Raw genomic sequence first — 23231 nt, 5'->3', positions numbered from 1 at the left:
GTATGAATTTCGCCCAGTTCCTGCTGATCCTCCAGGCGCGTAAGAAGATCGTGCTGCTGACCTTGCTGGTCACGGTGGCCGCCACCCTCGTCGTCAGCCTGCTGCTGCCCAAGACGTATGAGGCGACCAGTTCACTGGTGATGAATTACAAGGGCGTCGACCCGCTGACCGGGATGGCCTTGCCGGGCCAGCTCATGCCCGGCTATATGGCAACGCAAATCGACATCATCAGCAGCAAGAATGTCGCGCTGCGCGTGGTGGACCAGCTGAAGCTGGCCGACAGCCCGGCCGTCATCGCCCAGTTCACCGAGTCGACCGGCGGCAAGGGCACGGTGCGCGACTGGCTGGCCGAGCTGCTGCAAAAGAAGCTCGATATCGTGCCGGCCAAGGAAAGCTCGGTGCTGAACGTGACCTTCAAGGCGTCCGACCCGCAGTTCGCCGCCGCGGTGGCGAATGCCTTCGCCGACGAGTTACCAGAAGATCAATGTGCAGCTCAAGGTGGAACCGCTGAAGAAAGCCACCAGCTACTTCGACTCCCAGCTGAAGGTGCTGCGCGATAACCTGGAAGTGGCGCAGGCCAAGCTTTCCAAGTACCAGCAGGAGCATGGCATCGTCAGCGTCGACAACCGGCTCGATGTGGAATCGATGCGCCTGAACGACTTGTCGGCGCAACTGGTGGCGGCGCAGTCGCAGGCCATGGAGGCCAATTCGCGGCAGTCGGTGGCGCGCGGCTCCGGCAGCGCTTCGCCGGACGTGACCGCCAGCCCGGTGGTGCAGAACCTGCGCGTCAACCTGGCGCAGCAGGAATCCAAACTGGCCGAGATGGGCCAGCGCCTGGGCCGCAACCACCCGCAATACCAGAGCGCTGCGGCGGAAGTGGCGCGCCTGCGGGCCGGCCTGAACGAGCAGACGGCCCTGGTGACTTCCTCGGTCAGCAACAACGCCAATGTGTTCGCCCAGCGCGAAGCGGCGTTGCGCACGGCGCTGGCCGAGCAGAAGACCAAGGTGCTGCAGCTGAATCGCCAGCGCGATGAAATGAATGTGCTGAACAAGGATGTCGAGAGTACCCAGCGCGCCTTCGACAATGCTTCGCAGCGCTCGTCGCAGACCCGCATCGAGGGCGGCAACGACCAGTCCGACGTGTCGGTGCTGAATCCGGCCGTGGCGCCGATCGAACCGGCCGGCCCGCGCGTCGTGCTGAACACCGTGCTGTCGCTGCTGCTGGGGGACCATGCTGGGCATCGGTATTGCCATGCTGTCCGAGATGTTCGATCGCCGCGTGCGGTCGGAAGCCGACCTGGCCGAAGTGATGCACATTCCGGTGCTGGCCACGATCGACTGGAATCCGCCGCGCCAGCGCCGCTTCGGGCTGCCGCAATTGCATGCGCCGCGCACGCTGCGGCTGAATTGAGGAGGAGCTGAATGAACAGCCCATTGCATTTCAATCCCGCCTCGCCGCACGGCGTGGGCGATGCGACCATCGGCGCCTTGCTGCAGGAAGCGGGCAAGCTGACGCCGGAGAATACCGTGGCCGTGCTGCGCATGCAGGAGGAAACCGGCATCCGCTTCGGCGAGGCGGCGCAGGCGCTGGGCATGGTCAGCGCGGCCGACATCCAGCAAGTGCTGGCGCGGCAGTTCGACTACCCCTACGTCCCGGCCGGAGAAAAGTATTTCTCTTCGCGCCTGGTGGCGGCCTATGACCCGTTCAGCCGCCAGGTGGAGAAGCTGCGCGCGGTGCGCGGCCAGCTGATGCTGCGCTGGTTTGCACGCGGCCATAAATCGTTGGCGATCGTCGGCGTCGAGCCGGGATCCGGCACCAGCCTGTTTGCCGCCAACCTGGCGGTAGTGTTCTCGCAGCTCGGGCAGAACACGCTGCTGGTGGACGCCAACCTGCGCCAGCCTTCGCAGCACGAGATCTTCAACCTGCAGGGCAAGACCGGCCTGTCCGACATGCTGGCCGGGCGCGCCACGATGGCCTCGGTGACGCGCATCGACGCCTTCGAATCGCTGGCCGTGCTGGGCGCGGGCACGCTGCCGCCCAATCCGGCCGAACTGCTGGCGCGCAAGGATTTCACCGGCCTCAATACCCAGCTCGAGGCGCTGCACGACGTGGTGCTGTATGACACCTCAGACGTGCTGACCGCCCACGATTCGCTGCCGGTGATGGCGCGCGCCCATGGCGTGCTGCTGGTGGTGCACCGGAATGCCACTTCGCTCTACGATGTGGCGGCGCTCAGCGAACAGGTGCGCTATGCCGGCGCCGAAGTCGTAGGTTCCGTGCTGCTGGAGTTCTGACGTGGAGCCAGGCCTGGCCATCCGCCCGCCATCCGCCGCGCGTGCGGCCTTGCGCGACGCGTTGCCCGACTGGCTGCCGGTGTTGCTGGGCATGCTGGTGCTGTACGTGCCCACGTTCTACCGGCTGCTTACCGGCTTGTGGGCCACCGAGGAACAGGCCCATGGCCCGATCATCCTGCTGCTCGCATTGTGGCTGATGTACCGGCAATGGCCGGCCATGCTGGCGCGGGCCGACGGCCAGCCGTCCGCCATCGGCTGGCCGGTGCTGGGCGTTGGCCTGCTGGCGTATATCCTGGGCCGTTCGCAAGGCATCATCGCCTTCGAGATTGCCTCCTTCATCCTGCTGCTGGCTGCGGTGCTGATGCTCAAATGCGGCCACGGCGCGCTGCGTGTGCAATGGTTTGCCTTCTTCTTCATGGCTTTCATGGTGCCGTTGCCGGGGCCTTTGGTCGGCATGCTGACCATGCCGATGAAGATGGCGGTCTCATGGGCTACCGAACACCTGATGTATGCGGCCGGCTACCCGATCGCACGCAGCGGCGTGATCCTGCAAGTGGGTCAGTACCAGTTGCTGGTGGCCGATGCCTGCGCCGGCCTGCAAACGCTGTTGACGCTGGAAGCGCTCGGGTTGTTCTACCTGAACGTGGTGCGCCATTCCTCGGCCTTCCGCAACGTGGCGCTGGCTTTGCTGATCATCCCGATCTCGTTCACGGCCAACGTGATCCGGGTGATCACGCTGTCGCTGGTGACCTATTACCTTGGCGACGCGGCGGGGCAGGGCTTCCTGCATGGCTTTGCCGGCATGGTGCTATTCATTACGGCGCTGCTGCTGATTATCGGCGTGGACGCCTTCCTGCAATGGTTCGTCAAGTGGCGCAACTCATGAAAAATCGATGATGGTAAGCCTGGTGCTGGGCGCGCTGATGGTGTGTTCGGCCGCAGTGACACGGGCACTGACGCCGACCGCGCGCATGGCTGATACGGCGGGCCGGTTCAGCCTGGAGCAGATGGTGCCGCGCAACTTCGGCGAGTGGCAGGTCGATGCGCGGGTGATGCCGCTGCAGGTCGATCCTGCCACCCAGGCCAAACTGGACAAGATCTACAACCAGACGCTGAGCCGTACTTACGTCAACCGCAATGGCGAGCGCATCATGCTGTCGATCGCTTACGGCGGCGACCAGAGCGACAATATGGGCGTGCACAAGCCGGAGGTGTGCTACACGGCGCAGGGTTTCACCGTGCGTGATGGCGAGAAAAGCAGCCTCGATACGGGAATTGGCCTGCTGCCGGTAAAGCGCCTGTTTGCGGTTGCCGGTGCGCGGCAGGAGCCGATTACTTACTGGATTACGGTCGGGCGCAAGGCGACCATGCCCGGTGTCGACCAGCGCTTGCAGGAATTGCGCTACGGCTTGAGCGGCACGGTGCCGGACGGGATGCTGGTGCGGGTCTCCAGCATCAGCGCCGAATCCGGTGCGGCATATGCCCTGCAAGACCAGTTCGTGCGTTCGATGCTGGCGGCACTGGACAAGCCGGCACGCGAACGCCTGGTCGGCGTGTTCAGCGAATAGGGGAACGATGATGCGCCTGCCATTGTTCCATCGCGCCGCGACCGCGACTGCCGGCGGCAGCCAGCGCGCGCTGGCTCGCCCGAATCGCGGCCTGCCGCTGATGCTGTTGTTGCCCTTCATGCTGCTGGCGATTTTCGTGGGCATGGTGGGCGGGCTGGATTCGCCGCCGCTGATAGCAATTGTCGGCACGGCGGTGCTGTCGGTGCTGATGTTGTTCGTGCTGCCGCTGCACGGCATGTTCTGGTGCCTGTTCGTGCTGACCTTCCTGCTGCAAGGTTCGGCCGTCTATTTCCTGAAATTGCGGCCGGCCGCCTGGCTCGCCTTTGGGCTGGCGATATTGTTCTTCTGCCGCGCGCTGCTCGACCTGGTAGTGCACAAGCGCGAGCAGCAGCACATGCGCAAGGGCGACGGCTCCACCGTTGAAATTGCAGCGATGCTGTTCGTGGCCGCCTTTGTCATCAGCCTGGTTTTCAACCGCGTGCCCAAGACGCAGATTTTTTCCGCGGCGAAGGCCATGCTGCCGATGTTCTCGGTGCTGTTCGCCTTGTACTGGTTCCGCTGGAAAGAGAACCACCTGGAGATCAGCTGGCGCATGATGTTCTGGGTGGTGCTGATCCAGGTGCCGGTGGTGTTGTACCAGCACTTTTTCGTCGCCACGGCGACCTCCTTCGATTCGATCGTCGGCACCTTCGGCGGCACGCCTGGCTTTGGCGGCAATAGCGCCATCATGGTCTTGTTCACCGTGCTGGCCATGGGCTATGCCGCGGCGCGCTGGAACGCGGGCCAGATGTCGGGCAAGGCGATGTGGGCTTTCCAGGCAATCGGCTTTGCCATCATCCTGCTCGGTGAAGTGAAAGCGGCTTTCATCTGGCTGCCGCTGGTGCTGGCCTGGGTGCTGCGGCGCCGAATCCTGCGCAGCATCGGCGCCTTTATCGGCTTCGCCATCCTGCTGGCAGCCTTCGTCGGCACCACCTATACCGTGTATGAAACGCTTTACTGGGGCAAGAAGGTGCAGTCGGCGCATAACGTGGCCGAGAAGCTGGACCGCGGCGGCGGCTACTTCTTTGACCCGAACAACGTCAATTACCGCACTGGCGAGATCAGCCGCGCCGCTTCGCTCGCGCTGTGGGCCAACGATCCGCTGGCAACGGTGCCGCGCCGCCTGGTCGGCTACGGGCCTGGCGCGTCCAAGCCGTCCGGCCTGCTTGGCGCCGGGGAGGTTGCCAAGCGTTACCAGCCCTTGCACCTCGATGCCACCGCGCTCGGCATTTTGCTATGGGATGTGGGCCTATTGGGCGCTCTCGCTTATGGCTCCATGCTACTGTTTTCCCTGCTAGCTGCCTGGCGCTACGTGCGCAGAAAACAAGGTAGCGTGGCCCAGCTCGCGCTGGCCGATACCTGCGTCGCAGCCATGCTGCTGTTCCTGATGATGCTGGTCTATAACCGCGCGCTGATGGATGAACCCACCGCCCAGCTGCTCCTGATGATGTGCATGGGGACGATAGTCCAGTTATGCCGTTTCGGCTCGTCCCAACGCTAGGGAACTGTGTCATTTCTGAGCGACATTGTTACAAAACTTTTGTCTCTCAGAAACGAATTTGTGAAATGCGTGATGTAGACTTTCCTTGTTGTAGCGGATCATATCGCGGTTAACTTATTGATTCGCAAACGAAATTGTTTGGAGAGTATCACATGAAATTCGTTAAATATTCCCTGTTTCCCTATGCCGTCTTTGCGGCGCTGACCACGTTCGCGACAGCAAGTCGTGCCGACTGGGCGATTTCCCCCAACATCGAAGCGGTGCGCCCCGCGCCGGACAAAATGCAATTGCAGCCACAGAACCCGCCCGGGTTTTCCTGGTCGCGTTATCCGATTGCCACTTCGGCCACCTGGTACCTGGTGATCATCCAGCCGCCAGGCACCGCCTCGCCAAGCAAATATGTAGTGCCGCGCAATTGGCTGTTGCCGACCCACGCTTTCCCCACTGCCGGTATCTATACCTGGAAGGTCGCACCCTTTGCGCGTACCCAGGCGATGAACGATGCCGACGCTGCGGCGCGTGCCAAGGCCAAGGCCGCCGGCTCCAATCTGGCCCAGATCGAAGCGGCGGCCGAAGCGGCCGTGGTGCCGCTGGCCGAACCGGTTGCCAAGGACTGGTCGACGGTTCGCAGCTTTACCATCGACAGCAGCGCCATCAAGTTCGAGGTCTACGACAATGCGACCCTGCGCGACAATGTGCTGCGGCATGGACGTTCGCGCATGCTGTCGCCGACTTTCCTGCCTTACCTGAAGTGGCCCTCGGCAATGGTCACCGAGCGCGGCGACCAGGTGCGGCGCCTGATCGAAACCGTGCAGTCGCGCATGACGATGGCGCCGGTCAAGGATAGCGATTGGCCGCTGATCAGCAGCGGCACCATGACCACCGCCTTGAGCAACCAGAATTCGGACATCCGCAATCGCATCAACCGCACCTCGCACCAGGTGGAGGCCGCGGCCCTGCTGTACCGCTTGAAGCAAGGCGAAGCAATCGCGACCGCTTACCTCAACGAAGCCATCAAGCGTGGCGATGAACTGGCCGCCCTGAGCCCGACCGGGCCGACCAGCTATGCCAACCAGGATCAGGCCACCCGCACCATTGCACTGTCGCTGTCGAAGGCGCTGGACATGCTGTGGAATAATCTCGACGCCACGCGCAAGGCAACCTGGCAGTCCAATATTGCGCGCCGTACCACGGACATCTACAATGACCTGGCCGGCAGCAATGGCCGCATGGACCAGTACCCGTATGATGCGCACGGCGGCAATACGCTGGGCTTCCTGGCGCTGATCGCGGCGCTGAACCTGGGTGACGTGCCGGCGGCCCAGACCTGGTTCGACTTTGCGGTGCGCACCTATGTGCACCAGGTTTACACCTGGAGCGGCCCGGAAGGCGGCTATGCCAACGGCACCGCATACGGCCAAGCCGCAGCCGACTTTTCGGTGCAGATCTGGGACCCGCTGAGCCAGGCGCTGGGCGTGTCGATTTACCGCAAGCCCTGGTCGGATGGCTTCCTGCGCTTCATGGCGCACTTCGTTCCGCCTGGCACACCGAACCATGTGTTCGGCGACGGCCATGAGGACGTGCCCAACACTTACCTGCTGAAGGCGTTTGCCTCGCGTTTCAATACGCCGGCCGCTAAGTGGTACTACAACAGCATGAGCGGGGTGGAAGATCCGCTGACCCTGCTGCAGGCGCCGTCGCCGCTGCCTGTCACTACCGTCGCGAGCGCGGTGCCGCCGCCCAACGGCGCGTTCTATCCGAGCGTGGGCTGGGCCGCCATGCATAGCTCGCTGGCGGACACGAAACGCACTTCCTTGTATTTCAAGGCCAGTCCCTATGGTTCGTACAACCACAGCCATGGCGACCAGAACTCGATTGTGCTCAACAGCGGCGGCAAGCGCTTGCTGATCGAGGCCGGTTATTACGATTGGTACGGCTCGCCATTGTGGAGCAGCTGGTACCGTGCGACCAAATCGCATAACGCGGTCACCTACGACAATGGCATTGGGCAGCGGATCGATGGCAATACCGTGAACCTGGGCCGCAACGGCAAGATCACCGGCTTCTCGACCACCTCCGCCATGGATTATGTGGAGGGCGATGCCACCCCGGCGTTCGAAGGTGCGCTGTCGCTGAACCGGCGCAAGGTGTGGTACTTCCGCAGCCAGGATGCGGCCGTGGTGATGGATACGCTGACCGCGCCCGTGGCCCATACCTGGGACTGGAATTTCCATGCAGCGGTGGCGATCACGGCCAATACGGACGGCACCGCAACCATCGTCAATGGCGACCGTTCGCTGTGCGTGCGATCGATCACGCCGGGAGCGAGCCTGGTCAAGCGCGACGGACCGGCGCCGCGCACCGGCATCGAGGACCATGCAGCATTCACGCGTCCCGCCGCACTCAAGGGCGAGTTTGTGGTGCTGCTGGATGTGGGCTGCAAAAAGCCGGTGGTCAAGCTGACCACGGGCACCACCAGCCGCGTGCTGACGGTGGGCAGCCAGACCATCACACTGCCGCTGCCTTGAGCCGCCAGGGGGACTGAGCCATGCTATGACAGCACCATACTCGGGTTCCCAAACGCGGCGTAATATCGCCGCCTTCCTGGTCGGCAAAGTGCCGACCGCCGTGCTGACAGCCAGCGTGCTCGGGCTGTCGGCACGCGTCTTGCCGGCTGCCGAATTCGGTCACTATGTGGTTGGCATGGCGCTGGTGGAACTCGTCCTCGGATTATCGAGTTTCGGCCTCGACTGGGTCCTGTTGCGCTTCCTTCCCGAATATCGCTTGCGCGGCAGCCGCCATGCGCTGGCGCGCCTGGTGGTTGGCGTCGCAGCTTGCCGCTTGCTGCTGCTGGTGCTGGTGGCGGGCGGCTTATTGTCGGCGCGCGGCCTGGGCTGGCTGCCTGCCAGCTTCCCGCCCGAACTGGCAGGTGTGGTGGCTGTCCTGCTGGTGGTGGAGGGCGTGATGCGTATCCTGCGCGACAACACGCTGGAAGCCCTGGCCCTGCAAACGCGCATGCAAATCGTCACGGTGCTGCGCGGCACCGTGATTGCCTGCGCCTTGCTGGCAATGGACGGCGGCACGGCACGCGCATTGCTGCTGGCGGAGCTCTTGGCCAGCGGGGCAGCGCTGCTGCTGGCGGCCGGATTTTTCGCTGATGCGGTGCGTAAGCTACCGGCAGCGGCGCAGGCGGGATGGCAGCAGCCGAGCCGCGCACAGATGCGTGCGGTGGCCCTGCACAACTATGCCAGCGGCATCGTGGAATACCTGTATTCGCCATCCTGCCTGATCCTGCTGCTTGCGCGCAGCCAGGCGCCGGAAGCCATGGCGGGTCTGGGGTTTGTCCTGCGCTTGACCGACATCATCCGCAACTACATGCCCGGCATGGTCATTTTCTCGGTAGTGCGCTCGCGCATGATCGGCGCCTACGCGGGCAATCGCGACTACGGCGAATTGCAGCGCTGGGCGCATTTCGTCTTCAAGATCAGCGCACTGAGCCTGTTGCCGGTGCTGGCGGTGGCGGCTGTGTACGGCGACCTGGTGCTGCAACTGGCCAGCGGCGGGCGCTTCGGTGAGTACCGCTTACTGTTTGCGGTGCTGTGCGGCTGGTTGGCGTTGCGCCTGCATCGGCTGATCCTCAATGTGGTGTGCAATGCGGTTGGCTTGATGGGCATGTGGGCACTGGCTTCCTTGTGTTCCTTGCTGGTGCTGCCTTTGCTGGCCTGGCTCGGCGCCGCGGCGCTGGGCCTGTGGCTGGTGCCGGCAGCCTTGCTTGGCAACGAGTTGATCGTGAACGGATTGGTAGTGGCCGGCATGCGGCGGCGTGGCTTCGCGTGGCCGCTGGGAGTGCGCTGGTGGGCACGCGCGCTGTTGGCGATCGGCGCGGCGGCCGTTGTGGCGTGGCTGTTGCCCGGGCAAGGCGTGCTTGCCGCCGCTATCGGAACTCTGCTGCTGTGCGCCGTTTTTGCTGTAGCGCTGTTATTGTCGGGTGCGATTGATGAGAAAGATCGACAGCTTATCAACCGAGTGCTGGGACGCCAACTACTGCGCGAGGTTTCATGAAAGTGCTTGCCATCTATCCCGGATTGAATCCCACCTTCGACGAGGTGGCGTACGTGCTGCCGCCGCTGGTGGCGAAAGGCGTGGCGGTGGAGGTGGTGACATCGCGCGTGTCCGCGCTCAAGAGTTCGGAACCGGGCCAGGCATACGAGAATTTCCAGGGCGTGCGGATCCACCGCATCTTTCCCAGCCTGCGTGCGCTGTCGCACGAAGCGGAACGTTACCTGCCGCAAGTGCGTGAAATCGCGGACGCCTTCAAGCCCGATGTATTGCTGGTGAATTCCTTCCACAGCTTGCCGCTGCTGGAGATGCTGCGGCCACTGTATCCGGTGCCGGTGCTGCTGCGCGTGGAGTCGGCCGATCCGGTGCAGCTGCTGCGGCGGCGCTATTACGGCGGCGTGCCGGCCATCGGCCGCGTGGCCGGGCGCATGCGCTGGTGGCAGGTGTGCGGGCAGGTGGATGCGCTGATGAGCAACGATCCGGCCGACTTGCCGCAGTTGGCGACGCTTGGCCTGCGCGGGCGGCGCGCCTATTACGCCGCGCATTGCGCGCAGCGGCCGGCGGAGTGGCGGCCGGCGCGCGAACGGCGGCGTGGTGAGATGATTTATGTCGGCTCGCTGATCCGCCACAAGAATTGCGAGCGCTGGCTGGAGACCGTGCCGGCCATCCTCGAACACACGCCGGTGGAACGCTTCGTGATCATCGGGCGCGGGCCGTATGCCCACATTGTGAAGAAATTGCAGGCGCGCCTTGGCGACCGCGTTGAACATGTGGAAGGGGTGACCCGGATCGAGGCGCTGCAACGCCTGTCGTCGGCCTGGTTCGCTTACACGGAAAGCAATTCCGGCTGGGGCTTCCTGTGCGATGCGTGGTCGACGCGCACGCCGGTGCTCTGCCCGCAATCGACGTTCAGCATCGTGCCCGGCTGGACCGGCATGATGCCGCAGGACGTGCCGGCCATGCTGGCCAGCATCAATCGCCTGTACGACGATGCGGAGTACTACAGCACCCTGCAGGACGGCGGCGCCTTGCGCTATGCGTCGGAGCACACGGCCGACGTGGTGAGCCGCCAGTACCTGCAGATCCTGCGCGAAGTGGTGGCGGAGGGGAGGCGGCCATGATCCATGTGCTGCTTCCGCAAGCCAGCAGTTACCGCGACATCACCGAGTACCTGCGCGAGCGCGGTGCACGGGTCACGGTGATTGGGGCGGGTAGCCCGGGAATGAGTGGAAAATTCGCCATCGTGCTGTCCATGTTTTCCCCAAAGCTGTTGCGCTGCGTCGGCCTGTGGACGGAAAAAGACCGCTTGCTGGTCGTCGGCTGGCAGGCTTTGCCGGTGCTGGCGCTGATCAAGGTGCATCTGCTGCCGCGGCCGGAGCGCCTGCTGGTAATGAGCTGCTTCGTTCACGGCAAGCGGGCGCGCCGCCTGGCCGACCGCGTGCTGCGTGCACTGCGGGTGCCGGGCCTGGGTTTCATCGCCTTCTCGCCCGGCGAGGCGCGCAACCTTGTGCAGAATGTCGGCATGGCGGCGCAGGATGTGCATTGTCATCTATGGCGGCAGGAGCTCGACGGCCGCGCCTCGCAACAGGACGATGATGGCAGCATTTTCGCCGGCGGCTTTTCCAATCGCGATTACGACCTGCTGCTGGAGGCGGCGGAACCGCTGCCGGCGCCACTGGTCATCGTGGCGTCCCAGCGCAACCAGATCCGCCAGCCGGCGCGTGACAGCACGCGCATCCTGCGCGATCTGCCGGAGGCTGAATTCGAAGGCCTGCTGGCCCGCAGCAGCGTAGTGGCGATGCCGCTGCGCGGACTCGGCGAAGCGTGCGGGCAAAGCGTTCTGCTGCGTGTGCTGCGGCATGGAAAGCCGCTGGTGGCGACCCGCCACGAAGCGATCGAAGCCTATCTCGGCGAAGACTATCCAGGCTTCGTGCCGCACAATGATGTAGCGGCGATGCGCCAGGCGCTGGCGCGTGCGCTTGAACAGCCGGCGCGCCGCGAGGAGCTGGCACAGCGCGTGCGGCTGGCGGCGGGAAGGCTGGAAGGGCGCGGCGAACCGGGCGCTGAAATCGAGCAGTTCTTGCTAGGATGAAGCATGGTTCGCCAAGTACGCATCTTGCAGTTGGTGCCGGAACCGTTGCCGACTTTTCGTGCCGACGTGGCGACCCTGTTTGGAAAATACCTGCCGCGCCATGGCGTGCAATGCCACCTGGTTGGCAAAGGCAGCGCGGCGCCGGCCGATAACCAAGGCTTCGCCTCTTCACGGCGGGCACGAGCCGGTGCGCGCTGGAAAGCGGAGCTGTCTTTCCTCTGGCTGTGCCTGCGCGCCTTGCTCGGCGCCAACCGCCGCACCTACGATGCTGTGCAGGTGCGCGACATGGTCAGCATTGGCTTGCTGGCATGGCTGGTGGCGCGCATGAAGGGATTGCCGATGATGTACTGGCTGTCATACCTGATGAGCGAAGGACGCATCGAGCGCGCGCAAGACGAACTGGCGCGGCTGCCGCGGAAGCACGGCTGGCGCAGGCTGAGGGCGCGCCTGGTCCTGGCAAAAGGGCGCACCGAACGCTGGCTGCTGTACCGCGTGCTGTTGCCGCGTGCCGACCATGTGTTCGTGCAAAGCGAAGCGATGGCAAGCCTGGTGGCGCGGCATGGCGTGCCGGCTGGGCGCATCAGCGCGGTGCCGATGGGGGTCGACATGGAGGCGGTGACACGGTCGGAAGGGCGGCCGCCGGCACGGCCCTGGAACGGTTGGGAACAGCGGCCGGTGGTGGCCTACCTTGGCACGCTGGACCGGGCACGCGGCCTGGAGCGCGTGCTCGATGCGCTGCAGCTGGTGCGGCGTGAACTGCCGGATGCCAGCCTGCTCCTGATCGGCAGCTCGCCGCAGCCGGGCGACGTGCCGCGATTGCTCGCCGCGGCGCGCGAGCGGGGACTGGAGAATGCGGTACAGGTCACCGGTTGGCTGGCGCCGGCGCAAGCCTGGGAATACCTGCTGGGGGCGCAAGCGGCCATCTCGTACGTGCCGCGCGGCGCGCTGTACGACGTCAGCTCGCCGACCAAGTTGCTGGAGTACCTGGCGCTGGGCATGCCCTGTGTCGGCAACGACATTCCGGACCAGGCAGCGGTGCTGGCGGCAAGCGACGCCGGCTGGCTGGCGGCGAGCACGCCGCAGGCCATGGCCGAAGGCTTGCTGGCCATCTTGCGCGATCCGCAGGCGGCGCGCGTGCGTGCGGCGGCGGGCCCGGCCTACATCGAAGCAGCGCGCAGCTACCGTGTGCTGGGAGAAGCGGTGGCGCAGCGCTATCAGAACCTGGTGGGAGGCGATCATGCTGGCCGAATTGCGTAAAGAGTTCCTGTACGGCGGCCGCGCCCTGGTGCGCGACAATGCGTTGAGCCAGCGCCTGGTGCAGCGCCTGCGGCGGCACGAGTTGATGGACGATTACGCGCTGAAGGTGCTGGGCGACCGGCTGCTGCACCGCAGCCTGCAGGCCGCCATCGACAAGCTGCCGTACTACGCGCATATGACCACCGATTTCTCGCCAGTCGAGGCGCGCCACGTCTTGCGCGAGCTGTTCCCGATTGTCGACAAGACGACCTTGCTGGAGCATCCACTGGCGCTGTATCCGAATGGTGGCTCCAAGCGCCCGTGGCAGGCGATGGGGAAGACCAGCGGGACCACGGGTACGCCGCTGGTGATCATCCGCAGCCTGCAGTCGGTGCAGATGGAGCAGGCCTTCATCAAGCGCCACTGGACCTGGGCCGGCTATGTCGACGGCATGCCGCGCGCCACGCTGCGCGGCGACATGGTGGCGGGACTGGACCAGCAGCGCCCGCCGTTCTGGTTCGAGAACCGCTACAACCGGCAGCTGTTGCTCTCTTCCCGCCACCTGACCGATCAATGCGTCGATCCGATCATCCAGAAGCTGCGCGATTTTGCGCCGGTCATGATGCAGGCATATCCGTCCACCGCCTATACGCTGGCGCAGCACCTGGAACGGCGCGGCATGAGCTTGGCTATCCCGCACCTGTTCACGGCCTCCGAGCCGCTGTACCCGCACCAGCAGGAGCTGATTCGCGAGCGCCTGGCGGGAAAGATCATGGACATGTACGGCATGGCGGAGCGGGTGGCCTTTGCGACGCAATGCGAGTACGGCTCGATGCACATCAATCCTGATTATTCGCACGTCGAGATCCTCGACGAGCATGGCGAGCCAACCGACGGCTATGGCCATGTGGTTGGCACCACCCTGCATAACCTGGCGATGCCGCTGGTGCGCTACCGCTTGAGCGACCGCACGCGCTGGAAGCATGGGCACTGCCTGTGCGGCCGGCCGTTTCCGATGATCGAGCCGGTCACGGGCAAGCTGGAAGACCGCATCACCGGAGGCGATGGTTCCGAAATCAGTCCTTCCGTGCTGACCTTTGCATTCAAGGGCGTCGAGCACGTGCGCAAGTCGCAGGTGGCGCAGGTGGGGCCCGGCGCGTGGGAATTGCGCCTGGTGCCGGATGTCCGGTTCTCGCAGGCCGACCAGGACAAGCTGCTGCACAACATTCGCCACCTGGTCGATGCGACGGTGCAGGTGAAGATCGTGCTGTGCGACGACCTGCCGAATACGGCGGCGGGCAAGTTCCGCTGGGTGGTCAATGAATGGAAGGATGGACGCCGCTCATGAAAACCATTGTGATGCTCGGGACCGGGATGGACACCATGGGTGGCATCGCGTCCGTGGTCAGGGTCTATCAGCAAGCCGGCATGCTGCGGCGCTTCGGTGTGCGCTACCTGGCCACGCATTGCGATGGCAGTACTTGGCGCAAGCTGCGCGTGATGCTGGCTGCCTACGCGGCATTCGCCGCGATGCTGATGCGCGGGCAGGTCGGGCTGGTGCATGTGCACCTGGCTTCCCGAGCAAGCTTCTGGCGCAAGTCCGGCTTTTTCCTGCTGGCGTTCGCGGCGCGCGTGCCGGCGATCCTGCACTTGCATGGCGCGGAGTTTGCGGTGTTCTATGGCGAGGAGTGCGGCCCCTGGCGCCAGCGCTTCGTGCGCTTCATTTTCGACCGCAGCACGAGGGTGGTGGTGCTGTCCGAGGCCTGGCGATGCTGGGTGGAGGGCATGTCGCGCAATCCGCATGTCGAGGCGATATACAACCCGGTGCTGCTGCCGGCCGCCAGTTCGTGGGAGCAGCGGCGGCGCGGTGCCGTGCTGTCCCTGGGGCGGCTGGGGCGGCGCAAGGGCAGTTACGACCTGCTGCAGGCTGTAGCACGGGTGGCGCCGCAGGTGGCGGCGCTGGAATTACGGCTGGGCGGTGATGGCGAACTCGATGCGGTACGCGAGTGTGCGGCGCAACTGGGCATTGCCGGCCACATCAATTTGCTTGGCTGGGTCGGCGCGGAAAGCCGCCAGCAGCAACTGGCGCTGGCGTCATTGTATGCGCTGCCCTCGTACAACGAGGGCTTGCCAATGAGCGTGCTGGAAGCGATGGCGGCCGGCTTGCCGGTGCTGGCCACGCCGGTCGGCGGCATTCCGGAGGCGGTGGCCGATGGTGTGGAGGGCTTCCTGGTTGAACCGGGCGATGTCGATGCGCTGGCTGCGCGGCTGGTGCAGTTGCTGGAAGACGATGCGCTGGCGAGGCGCATGGGGGAGGCGGCGCGGCGCAAGGTGGAATCCACCTTCAGCAGCGACGCCGTGTTGCCGCGGGTTGAGCGGCTGTATCGCGAATTGGGATTCTTGCCGCAATGACTGCACTGGCCTGGAAAATCAACCGCCTCAAACTGATGGGGCCTGCCGAAGTGCTGTGGCGCGTGCGCCAGCTGGCGCGCCGCAAAGCTGCCGCGATGGGACTCGGGCTGGCGAGCTATCCGCCGGTGCCGGCGCTGGACCGCTTTGGCGCCGCCTTTGTCGCCACGCCAGAAGAGGTCGACGCCGCTGCGCTGTGCATGGAGGCGGATGCGCTGCTGGCGGGGCGCTGGAATGTGTTTGCGCTGCAAGGCGCGCCGTTGGGCTTTCCGCCGCAATGGAACCGTGATCCGCGCCGCGGGACCACGGCACCGATGGCGCCTGGCCCGTCAATCGATTACCGCGACGCTTCGCTGGTGGGCGATATCAAGTACCTGTGGGAGCCGAGCCGGCACCTGGAACTGGTGACGCTGGCGCAGGCCTGGCGCTGTTCCGGTGAGCGCAAATACCGGGACGGCGCGCGCACGCTGCTCATTTCCTGGCTCGATCAATGTCCCTATCCACAAGGCGTGCACTGGGCCAGTTCACTGGAACTTGGCGTGCGCCTGTTGAACTGGTCGGCCGCCTGGCAGCTGCTGGCCGGCAGCCTTGACGACGATTGGCGCCATCGCTGGCTCAACGCGGTCTACAAGCATTGCCACTTCATCAGCCACCATCTGTCGCGTCACTCGTCGGCCAATAATCATCTGCTCGGCGAGTATATGGGCTTGTACCTCGCCAGCCTGCAATGGCCTTGCTGGCCGGAGAGCGCGCGCTGGCGCGCCACGGCTGAACGTGGCCTGGTCGAGCAGGGCTTGCAGCAGAACTGGGAAGATGGCGTCAACAAGGAGCAAGCGATTTACTATCACCACGAGGTGATGGACATGATGCTGCTATGCCAGCTTGCGGCTCGGGCCAACGGCGCCAGCTTCCCGGCCGAATGGCTGGCGCGCCTGGAGCGTATGGCGGAATTTCTTGCGGCCGTGATGGACGTGGGCGGCAATGTGCCGATGACCGGCGATGCCGACGATGCCCGCATGCTGCGCCTCGATGCATCGGCTGCGCCCCCGTACCGGTCCCTGCTGGCCAGCGCCGCGCTGCTGTTCGAGCGCGCCGACTTCAAGGCCAAGGCCGGCGCGCTGGATGATCGCAACCGCTGGCTGTTCGCGCAGGCCGATACGCGCTGGGCGGCGTTGCCGCCGCCGGCGGCCGGCGAACGGGAGACGCCGCGCACCGCTTTTCCGCAGGGTGGCTACTACCTGCTCGGAAGAGACTTCGGCACGCCGCAGGAAGTGCGCATCGTGGTCGATTGCGGCCCGCTAGGCTATCTCTCGCTGGCGGCGCACGGACATGCCGATGCGCTGGCATTCACGCTCTCGATGGGTGGCCAGGAAATGCTGGTCGATCCGGGCACCTATGCCTATCACACGCATCGCCAGTGGCGCGATTACTTCCGCAGCACCGCCGCGCACAACACGGTGCAGCTTGATGGCTTGGATCAGTCGGAAATTGGCGGCAACTTCATGTGGCTGCGCAAGGCCACTGCTGTCGCGTTGTCGCATGAATCGACTCATTTCTTTGAGGGAAAACAAGACGGTTATATGCGCTTGCGCGATCCTGTCATGCATCGCCGCATCATTCGTTTCGATTCCAAACGGAACGCGGTGATTGTTGAAGATATCCTAGAATGTTCTGGTGAGCACGAGGTAGCCCTGCACTGGCATTTTGCAGAAGGCTGCCATGCCGAAAAGGTTGGGCAAGCTTTGCATATCGCCAAGCGCGATAAGGGTTTGCACATGTCATGCCATTTCGGGAATGGGTCGCAACTCCATTGCGCCAGCACGGCGCCAATCGCGGGATGGATCTCGCGCAGCTTTGACAGCAAAGCTGGCATCACGACAGCAGCGTGGCGCGGAACGATACGCGGCAGCAGCACCATCGTGACCGAAATTACCTTACTGGAAGGAGCGTCATCGTGAAGATCAGTATCTTTGGCATGGGCTACGTAGGTGCAGTTTCGGCAGGCTGCCTGGCGGCAGAAGGCCATACGGTGATCGGGGTCGATCCGAACCGCACCAAGGTTGGGCTGATCAACGAGGGACGTACGCCGATCATTGAAAAGGATATCGGCGAGATGATTGCAGGCGCGGTTCGCGAGCAGCGCTTGCGCGCCACCGACAGCGTGCGCGATGCGGTGATGTCGAGCGAAATTTCGCTGGTATGCGTCGGCACGCCATCGCAAATGAACGGCAACCTTGACCTGAGCGCGGTGCGCAAGGTGTGCGAACAGATCGGCCATGCGCTGCGCGAGAAGGAGTCTTTCCACGTGGTGGTGGCGCGCAGCACCATGCTGCCGGGCTCCATGCGCTCGCTGGTGATTCCAACGCTGGAGGAGGCGTCTGGGAAGCGCGCGGGCATCGATTTCGGCGTGTGCAGCAATCCTGAATTCCTGCGTGAAGGCACGGCGGTGCATGACTACCACCATCCGCCGAAGACGGTGATCGGCGAGACCGACGAACGCTCCGGCGATCTGCTGCTGCAACTGTATGCCGACATGGATGCGCCGGTGGTTCGCACCGACGTCGAAACGGCGGAAATGGTGAAGTACACCGACAATACCTGGCACGCGCTGAAGGTCGATTTCGCCAACGAGATCGGGAATATCTGCAAGGCGGTCGGCATCGACGGCCACGAGGTGATGGAGATCTTCTGCAAGGACACCAAGCTCAATCTCTCGCCTTACTATATGAAGCCGGGCTTTGCCTTCGGCGGCTCCTGCCTGCCGAAGGACGTGCGCGCGCTGATCTACAAGGCGCGCCAGCTCGACCTGGAACTGCCGCTGCTGAATGCCATCCTGCCGTCCAACCACAAGCAGGTGGAAAAGGGCTTGAAGATGGTGATGGATAAGCCGGGCAAGAAAGTCGGCATCCTCGGTTTCTCTTTCAAGGCCGGTACCGACGACCTGCGCGAATCGCCGCTGGTGGACGTGATCGAGCACCTGATCGGCAAAGGCTATGACCTGCGCCTGTACGACAAGAATGTGAAGCTGGCGGCACTGACAGGGGCCAACCAGGACTACATCATGAATATCATTCCCCACATCTCGCGCCTGATGGTCGACTCGATGGATGCGGTGCTGGCCTTTGCGGATACGGTGGTGATCGGCAACGGTGCACCGGAATTCCATGCTGTGCCGGACAGGCTGCGGCCCGGGCAGCACCTGGTGGACCTGGTGCGTGTCTCAGGAAAGCAGAGCGAAGGGGCATACGATGGCATCTGCTGGTAATCGCGCGGAGCAGCGCAGTGTCCTGATCATCGTCGAAAACCTGCCATCGCCGTTTGACCGGCGCGTATGGCAGGAGGCGACCACCTTGCATGCCAACGGCTACCAGGTGGCGATCATCTGCCCGACCGGCAAGGGCTATGAGGCGCGCTACGAGGAACTGGATGGCATCCACATCTATCGCTACAAGCTGCCGATGGAGGCCGAGGGCGCATTGGGCTATGCCATCGAATATTCGGCGGCGCTGTTCCATAGTTCGCGGTTGGCGTGGAAGGTGCTGTTGCGCCATGGTTTCGACGTGATTCATGCCTGCAATCCGCCCGACCTGCTGTTCCTGGTGGGCGGTTTCTTCAAGTTCGTGCTGGGCAAGCGCTTCCTGTTCGACCACCACGACATCAACCCTGAACTGTATGAAGCCAAATTCGGCCGGCGCGACTTTTTCTACAAACTGATGGTATGGCTGGAGCGGCTGTCGTTCCGCACCGCCGACGTGTCGATCGCCACCAACGATTCGTACAAGCGGATAGCCATCGGACGCGGTGGCATGGATCCGGACAAGGTGTATGTGGTGCGCAGCGGGCCAAAGTTGGACCGGCTGCGCGTGCTGCCGCCGGTGGCGGCGCTGAAGCAGGGCAGGCGTTTCCTGGTTGGCTATGTCGGCGTGATGGGGGCGCAGGAAGGCATCGACCTGCTGCTGCAAAGCGTGCGCGTGCTGGTGCACGAGATGGGGCGGCGCGACGTGCATTTCGGCCTGGTGGGCGGCGGCACTTCGCTCGAGGAGATGAAGGCGCTGGCGCGCGACCTGGGCGTGGCGGACTACGTAACGTTCACCGGGCGCGTGCCCGACCAGCAGTTGCTGGAAATGCTGAACACAGCCGACGTGTGCGTGAATCCGGACGTTGCGAACGAGATGAACGACAAGTCCACCATGAACAAGATCATGGAATACATGGCCCTGGGCAAACCGATCGTGCAGTTCGACCTGACCGAGGGCCGGGTATCGGCGCAGGAAGCTTCGCTGTACGCGGCAAAGAACGACCCGGTCGACATGGCAGTGAAGATTGTGGAGTTGCTGGACGATCCGGAGCGGCGCGCCCGCATGGGTACCTATGGGCGCAACCGCGTGGTCAACGAGCTCGAATGGGAGTATGAGGCGCCCAAGCTGCTGGCGGCTTATGAGCGCCTGTACTCGGCCCCCGAGCTGATTCTAGAAAAGGACAACCCATGAAAGCGATGATTCTGGCGGCCGGCAAGGGCACGCGGGTGCGCCCTTTGACCTATGAACTGCCCAAGCCGATGATCCCGATTCTTGGCAAGCCTGTGATGGCCTACCTGGTTGAACACCTGCAGCGGCATGGTGTCAGCGAAATCATGGTCAATGTCAGCTACCTGCACGAAAAGATTGAAGAGTATTTCGGTGAAGGCCACCAGTTTGGCGTGCAGATCGGCTATTCCTTTGAAGGCTACACCAACGACCAGGGCGAGGTGGTGCCGCAGCCGATCGGTTCCGCCGGCGGCATCAAGAAGATCCAGGAGTTCGGCGGTTTCTTCGACGAGACCGTGGCGGTGCTGTGCGGCGATGCGCTGATCGACCTGGATTTGAAATCGGCGCTGTACGAGCATCGGCGCAAGGGCGCGCTGGCAACTGTCATTACGCGCGAAGTGCCGTGGGATAAGGTGAGCAGCTACGGCGTGGTGGTCAGCGACCAGGAAGGCCGGGTGCTCGAGTTCCAGGAAAAGCCCTCGCGCGCGCAGGCCAAATCGAATTGCGCAAGCACCGGCATCTATTTGTTCGAGCCGGAGGTGATTGAGCTGATTCCATCCGGCCAGGAGTTCGATATCGGCTCCGAATTGTTCCCCCTGCTGGCGCAGCGCGGCCTGCCGTTCTACTGCCAGACGCGCAAATTCGACTGGATCGATATCGGCAGCGTCAAGGATTACTGGGAAGTGCTGCAAGGGGTGCTGACCGGCGGCGTGGCGCACATGTCGGTGCCCGGCGTGCAGGTGGAGGAGGGGGTGTGGGTCGGCCTCAACACCAGCATCGACTGGAATGGCACCCGCATCGTCGGGCCGGTATATATCGGCTCCGGCTGCCGCATCGAGGCCGGCGCCACCATCATCGGGCCGACCTGGATTGGGCACGGCAGCCACATCAGCAGTGGCGCAAGGGTAGTGCGCAGCGTATTGTTCGAATATACTCGAGTCTTACCAGACGTTACGCTCGACGAATTGATCGTGTTCAAAGAGTATAGTGTCGACCGCGCTGGCGAAATGCAGCATATTTCGCAAGCAGAAGGCGGCGGTTGGGCGAATGCGCGCGATCGCCGTGTGACCCGGCGTGCCGCGTATAATGTTGCAAAAGAGACAACTATACTATGAAAATTTATCCCGTCATCCTGTCCGGCGGCGCCGGTACCCGGCTGTGGCCCTTGTCGCGTGCGGCACTGCCGAAGCAGTTGCTGCCGCTGGTTTCGGACCGGACGATGTTGCAGGAAACCGTGCTGCGCCTGGGAGGCCGCAACGGCATGATGGCGCCGCTGGTGGTATGCGGCAATGAGCACCGCTTCCTGGTGGCTGAACAGATGCGCGAAATCGGCGTTAGCCCGCTCGGCATCCTGCTGGAACCGGTAGGCCGCAATACCGCACCGGCGGTGGCGGCCGCCGCGCATTACCTGAAGGCGATCGATCCGCAGGCGGTCATGCTGGTGCTACCGGCCGACCATGTGATCAAGGACGTGGACGCTTTTTATGCCGCGATCCAACGCGCTGCCGGCCAAGTGGAGGACGGGGCCCTGGCCACCTTCGGCATCGTGCCGACTGCGCCGGAAACCGGCTACGGCTATATCCAGAGCGGCGAGCCATTGCCGGCCGAGGGCTGCTTCAAGGTCGCCAAGTTCGTCGAGAAACCGAACCGCGAGACGGCACAGGGATTTATCGAGGCCGGAAACTTCTTCTGGAACAGCGGCATGTTCCTGTTCCGCGCCGACGCCTTCCTGACAGAGCTGGCGCAATTCCAGCCCGACATGGCCAGGTTGAGCGAAGAGGCGGTCAGCAAAGGCTATCGCGACCTGGATTTCTGCCGCCTCGATGAAGCAGCCTTCACGGCCTGCCCATCCGACTCCATCGACTATGCGGTGATGGAACATACCAAACAGGCTGTCGTGGCGCCGGCATCGATCGGCTGGAACGATGTCGGTTCCTGGTCGGCGCTGGTCGACGTGCTGCAGTCCGACGCCAATGGCAATGTGACGCGCGGCGACGTGTACACCGATAACGCGAATAACTGCCTGGTACGCGCCGAGGGCCGCATCGTGGCGGCGATCGGGGTGCAGGACCTGGTGATCGTGGAAACCTCCGATGCAGTGCTGGTGGCGCACAAGGACCACGTACAGCGCGTGAAGCAGGTGGTGGACCACCTGAAGGCCAACGGCCGCACCGAGCACCTGCACCATACCAAGGTGTACCGCCCTTGGGGCTCTTACGAGGGCATCGACATGGGCGACCGTTTCCAGGTCAAGCGCATTATCGTCAACCCGGGCGGCAAGTTGTCGCTGCAGATGCACCATCATCGCGCCGAGCACTGGGTGGTGGTGTCGGGCACGGCGCGCGTGACCTGCGGCGACAAGGTGACCCTGCTGACCGAGAACGAATCGACCTATATCCCGATCGGCATGAGCCATCGCCTGGAGAATCCAGGCAAGCTGCCGCTGCACCTGATCGAAGTGCAGTCGGGCAGCTACCTCGGCGAGGACGATATCGTTCGCTTCGAGGACGTCTACCATCGCGGCTAAACGCTGCGCCTTTGCCGCGCTCCTGCTGTTTGCAGCCGGGGCGCGCGCCCAGCTCCAGCCGGCCCAGCTTGGGCTGGTCGTCAACGATGCCGATCCCGCCAGCGTGGCGCTGGGCGCTTACTACGCGCAATTGCGCGGCATCGCGCCGGCGCATATCGCCCACGTCAGCATTCCCGGCAAGCCGCATCGCCTCGATGCCGATGCGTTCGCGCGCTTGAAAAACCAGATTGACAGCCAGCTTCCCACGGACACGCGCGCTGTGCTGTTTGCCTGGACGGCGCCTTATGCGGTCGAATGCAATAGCCTGACTTCGGCCTATACGCTGGGCTTCGATGCCGCGCAATGCGAACGCAGTTGCGCGCCAGGGCGCAAGAATCCCTACTTCAATGGCCAGGCACTGCCGGCCGGCATGCGCTTGTCGATGCTGTTGCCGGCCGAGCCGCTGGACGTGGCGCGCGCCGTGGCGGAACGCGGCAAGGCGGCCGGCTTCAGCGTGCCGCAGGCCGGCGCCTATTTTCTGCAGACCAGCGAAGCCGCGCGCAATACCAGGGCGCGCTTCTTTCCGCCCAGCGGCACGGTCCCGGCGCGCAAGCTGACCGTTCATACGTTGCGGCAGGATGTGCTGGAAGGGGCGCAGGACATCATGATTTACCAGACCGGCCTGGCACGTGTCGGCAAGCTCGAGACGCTGCGCTTCCTGCCCGGCGCACTGACCGACCACCTGACGTCCTACGGCGGCGACTTGCTGGGCAGCGGGCAAATGAGCAGCCTGCGCTGGCTGGAGGCAGGCGCGACCGCCAGTTACGGCACGGTCAGCGAGCCCTGCAATCATTGGCAGAAGTTCCCCCATCCGCAAATCCTGTTGCAGCATTACCTCAGCGGCGCCACCGCCATCGAAGCCTATTGGCGCAGCGTCGCCTGGCCCGCGCAAGGCCTGTTCATAGGAGAACCGCTGGCGCGGCCATACCCCCGTTAGTCC

General features: G+C 64.0%; 19 protein-coding genes. All 19 read left to right on the top strand.

Annotated elements, in window-relative coordinates; translation table 11 throughout:
• Positions 1-2: 2 nt before the first annotated feature.
• The 19 genes from ACQ4MM_RS08320 (at position 3) to ACQ4MM_RS08230 (ending at position 23228) form a co-directional block, all read left to right on the top strand.
• On the top strand, positions 3-560 hold the full coding sequence (locus ACQ4MM_RS08320; RefSeq protein ID WP_431476932.1) for a Wzz/FepE/Etk N-terminal domain-containing protein: 558 nt from the start codon (positions 3-5) through the stop codon (positions 558-560).
• Positions 487-1422, top strand: coding sequence for a hypothetical protein (locus ACQ4MM_RS08315; protein ID WP_431476931.1), 936 nt, complete (start codon positions 487-489; stop codon positions 1420-1422). The genes ACQ4MM_RS08320 and ACQ4MM_RS08315 overlap by 74 nt, the downstream gene beginning before the upstream one ends.
• Entirely contained in the window at positions 1423-2295 is an 873-nt protein-coding gene (gene epsG, locus ACQ4MM_RS08310) for a chain length determinant protein tyrosine kinase EpsG (protein WP_431476930.1), read from the top strand.
• Position 2296: 1 nt separating this feature from the next.
• The gene (xrtB, locus tag ACQ4MM_RS08305; protein WP_431476929.1) at positions 2297-3181 is read left to right on the top strand and encodes an exosortase B; all 885 of its coding nucleotides are present in this window, start codon (positions 2297-2299) and stop codon (positions 3179-3181) included.
• Positions 3182-3188: 7 nt separating this feature from the next.
• Positions 3189-3863, top strand: coding sequence for an exosortase-associated protein EpsI, B-type (gene epsI / locus ACQ4MM_RS08300; RefSeq protein WP_431476928.1), 675 nt, complete (start codon positions 3189-3191; stop codon positions 3861-3863).
• A 7-nt stretch (positions 3864-3870) separates the two neighbouring features.
• Complete coding sequence (locus tag ACQ4MM_RS08295) at positions 3871-5403, top strand: hypothetical protein (RefSeq protein WP_431476927.1); 1533 nt, start codon at positions 3871-3873, stop codon at positions 5401-5403.
• 152 nt (positions 5404-5555) lie between these two features.
• Complete coding sequence (locus ACQ4MM_RS08290; protein WP_431476926.1) at positions 5556-7931, top strand: heparinase II/III domain-containing protein; 2376 nt, start codon at positions 5556-5558, stop codon at positions 7929-7931.
• 25 nt (positions 7932-7956) lie between these two features.
• Positions 7957-9465: a hypothetical protein gene (locus ACQ4MM_RS08285; RefSeq protein WP_431476925.1), complete on the top strand. Its 1509-nt coding sequence runs from the start codon at positions 7957-7959 to the stop codon at positions 9463-9465.
• The gene (locus ACQ4MM_RS08280) at positions 9462-10583 is read left to right on the top strand and encodes a glycosyltransferase (protein WP_431476924.1); all 1122 of its coding nucleotides are present in this window, start codon (positions 9462-9464) and stop codon (positions 10581-10583) included. The genes ACQ4MM_RS08285 and ACQ4MM_RS08280 overlap by 4 nt, the downstream gene beginning before the upstream one ends.
• Positions 10580-11554 (top strand): glycosyltransferase, encoded by a 975-nt coding sequence (locus tag ACQ4MM_RS08275; RefSeq protein WP_431476923.1) that lies wholly within the window; start codon positions 10580-10582, stop codon positions 11552-11554. Before ACQ4MM_RS08280 ends, ACQ4MM_RS08275 begins: the two co-directional genes overlap by 4 nt.
• A 3-nt stretch (positions 11555-11557) precedes the next feature.
• Positions 11558-12811: a glycosyltransferase family 4 protein gene (locus ACQ4MM_RS08270; RefSeq protein WP_431476922.1), complete on the top strand. Its 1254-nt coding sequence runs from the start codon at positions 11558-11560 to the stop codon at positions 12809-12811.
• Positions 12792-14138, top strand: coding sequence for a phenylacetate--CoA ligase family protein (locus tag ACQ4MM_RS08265; RefSeq protein ID WP_431476921.1), 1347 nt, complete (start codon positions 12792-12794; stop codon positions 14136-14138). Before ACQ4MM_RS08270 ends, ACQ4MM_RS08265 begins: the two co-directional genes overlap by 20 nt.
• Complete coding sequence (locus tag ACQ4MM_RS08260; protein WP_431476920.1) at positions 14135-15202, top strand: glycosyltransferase family 4 protein; 1068 nt, start codon at positions 14135-14137, stop codon at positions 15200-15202. The genes ACQ4MM_RS08265 and ACQ4MM_RS08260 overlap by 4 nt, the downstream gene beginning before the upstream one ends.
• On the top strand, positions 15199-17157 hold the full coding sequence (locus ACQ4MM_RS08255; RefSeq protein WP_431476919.1) for a heparinase II/III domain-containing protein: 1959 nt from the start codon (positions 15199-15201) through the stop codon (positions 17155-17157). The genes ACQ4MM_RS08260 and ACQ4MM_RS08255 overlap by 4 nt, the downstream gene beginning before the upstream one ends.
• Positions 17154-18464, top strand: coding sequence for a nucleotide sugar dehydrogenase (locus ACQ4MM_RS08250; protein ID WP_431476918.1), 1311 nt, complete (start codon positions 17154-17156; stop codon positions 18462-18464). Before ACQ4MM_RS08255 ends, ACQ4MM_RS08250 begins: the two co-directional genes overlap by 4 nt.
• The gene (locus tag ACQ4MM_RS08245) at positions 18448-19689 is read left to right on the top strand and encodes a glycosyltransferase family 4 protein (RefSeq protein WP_431476917.1); all 1242 of its coding nucleotides are present in this window, start codon (positions 18448-18450) and stop codon (positions 19687-19689) included. Before ACQ4MM_RS08250 ends, ACQ4MM_RS08245 begins: the two co-directional genes overlap by 17 nt.
• Entirely contained in the window at positions 19686-20840 is a 1155-nt protein-coding gene (locus tag ACQ4MM_RS08240) for a sugar phosphate nucleotidyltransferase (protein WP_431476916.1), read from the top strand. The genes ACQ4MM_RS08245 and ACQ4MM_RS08240 overlap by 4 nt, the downstream gene beginning before the upstream one ends.
• Entirely contained in the window at positions 20837-22252 is a 1416-nt protein-coding gene (locus ACQ4MM_RS08235; RefSeq protein WP_431476915.1) for a mannose-1-phosphate guanylyltransferase/mannose-6-phosphate isomerase, read from the top strand. Before ACQ4MM_RS08240 ends, ACQ4MM_RS08235 begins: the two co-directional genes overlap by 4 nt.
• The gene (locus tag ACQ4MM_RS08230) at positions 22215-23228 is read left to right on the top strand and encodes a TIGR03790 family protein (protein WP_431477005.1); all 1014 of its coding nucleotides are present in this window, start codon (positions 22215-22217) and stop codon (positions 23226-23228) included. Before ACQ4MM_RS08235 ends, ACQ4MM_RS08230 begins: the two co-directional genes overlap by 38 nt.
• Positions 23229-23231: the final 3 nt, after the last annotated feature.

This window comes from Massilia eburnea, assembly GCF_050709955.1.
In the GTDB taxonomy this organism is placed as follows: Bacteria; Pseudomonadota; Gammaproteobacteria; order Burkholderiales; family Burkholderiaceae_D; genus Rugamonas; species Rugamonas eburnea_A.
The sequence above is the reverse complement of the archived record's forward strand: the minus strand, read 5'-3'. Positions and strand labels throughout refer to the sequence as shown.

Coding starts and splice junctions, on each gene's coding strand:
- ACQ4MM_RS08320 (WP_431476932.1), top strand. CDS start 3: ATGAATTTCGCCCAGTTCCTGCTGATCCTCCAGGCGCGTAAGAAGATC.
- epsG (WP_431476930.1), top strand. CDS start 1,423: ATGAACAGCCCATTGCATTTCAATCCCGCCTCGCCGCACGGCGTGGGC.
- epsI (WP_431476928.1), top strand. CDS start 3,189: ATGATGGTAAGCCTGGTGCTGGGCGCGCTGATGGTGTGTTCGGCCGCA.
- ACQ4MM_RS08295 (WP_431476927.1), top strand. CDS start 3,871: ATGATGCGCCTGCCATTGTTCCATCGCGCCGCGACCGCGACTGCCGGC.
- ACQ4MM_RS08290 (WP_431476926.1), top strand. CDS start 5,556: ATGAAATTCGTTAAATATTCCCTGTTTCCCTATGCCGTCTTTGCGGCG.
- ACQ4MM_RS08285 (WP_431476925.1), top strand. CDS start 7,957: ATGACAGCACCATACTCGGGTTCCCAAACGCGGCGTAATATCGCCGCC.
- ACQ4MM_RS08280 (WP_431476924.1), top strand. CDS start 9,462: ATGAAAGTGCTTGCCATCTATCCCGGATTGAATCCCACCTTCGACGAG.
- ACQ4MM_RS08275 (WP_431476923.1), top strand. CDS start 10,580: ATGATCCATGTGCTGCTTCCGCAAGCCAGCAGTTACCGCGACATCACC.
- ACQ4MM_RS08270 (WP_431476922.1), top strand. CDS start 11,558: ATGGTTCGCCAAGTACGCATCTTGCAGTTGGTGCCGGAACCGTTGCCG.
- ACQ4MM_RS08265 (WP_431476921.1), top strand. CDS start 12,792: ATGCTGGCCGAATTGCGTAAAGAGTTCCTGTACGGCGGCCGCGCCCTG.
- ACQ4MM_RS08260 (WP_431476920.1), top strand. CDS start 14,135: ATGAAAACCATTGTGATGCTCGGGACCGGGATGGACACCATGGGTGGC.
- ACQ4MM_RS08255 (WP_431476919.1), top strand. CDS start 15,199: ATGACTGCACTGGCCTGGAAAATCAACCGCCTCAAACTGATGGGGCCT.
- ACQ4MM_RS08245 (WP_431476917.1), top strand. CDS start 18,448: ATGGCATCTGCTGGTAATCGCGCGGAGCAGCGCAGTGTCCTGATCATC.
- ACQ4MM_RS08240 (WP_431476916.1), top strand. CDS start 19,686: ATGAAAGCGATGATTCTGGCGGCCGGCAAGGGCACGCGGGTGCGCCCT.
- ACQ4MM_RS08235 (WP_431476915.1), top strand. CDS start 20,837: ATGAAAATTTATCCCGTCATCCTGTCCGGCGGCGCCGGTACCCGGCTG.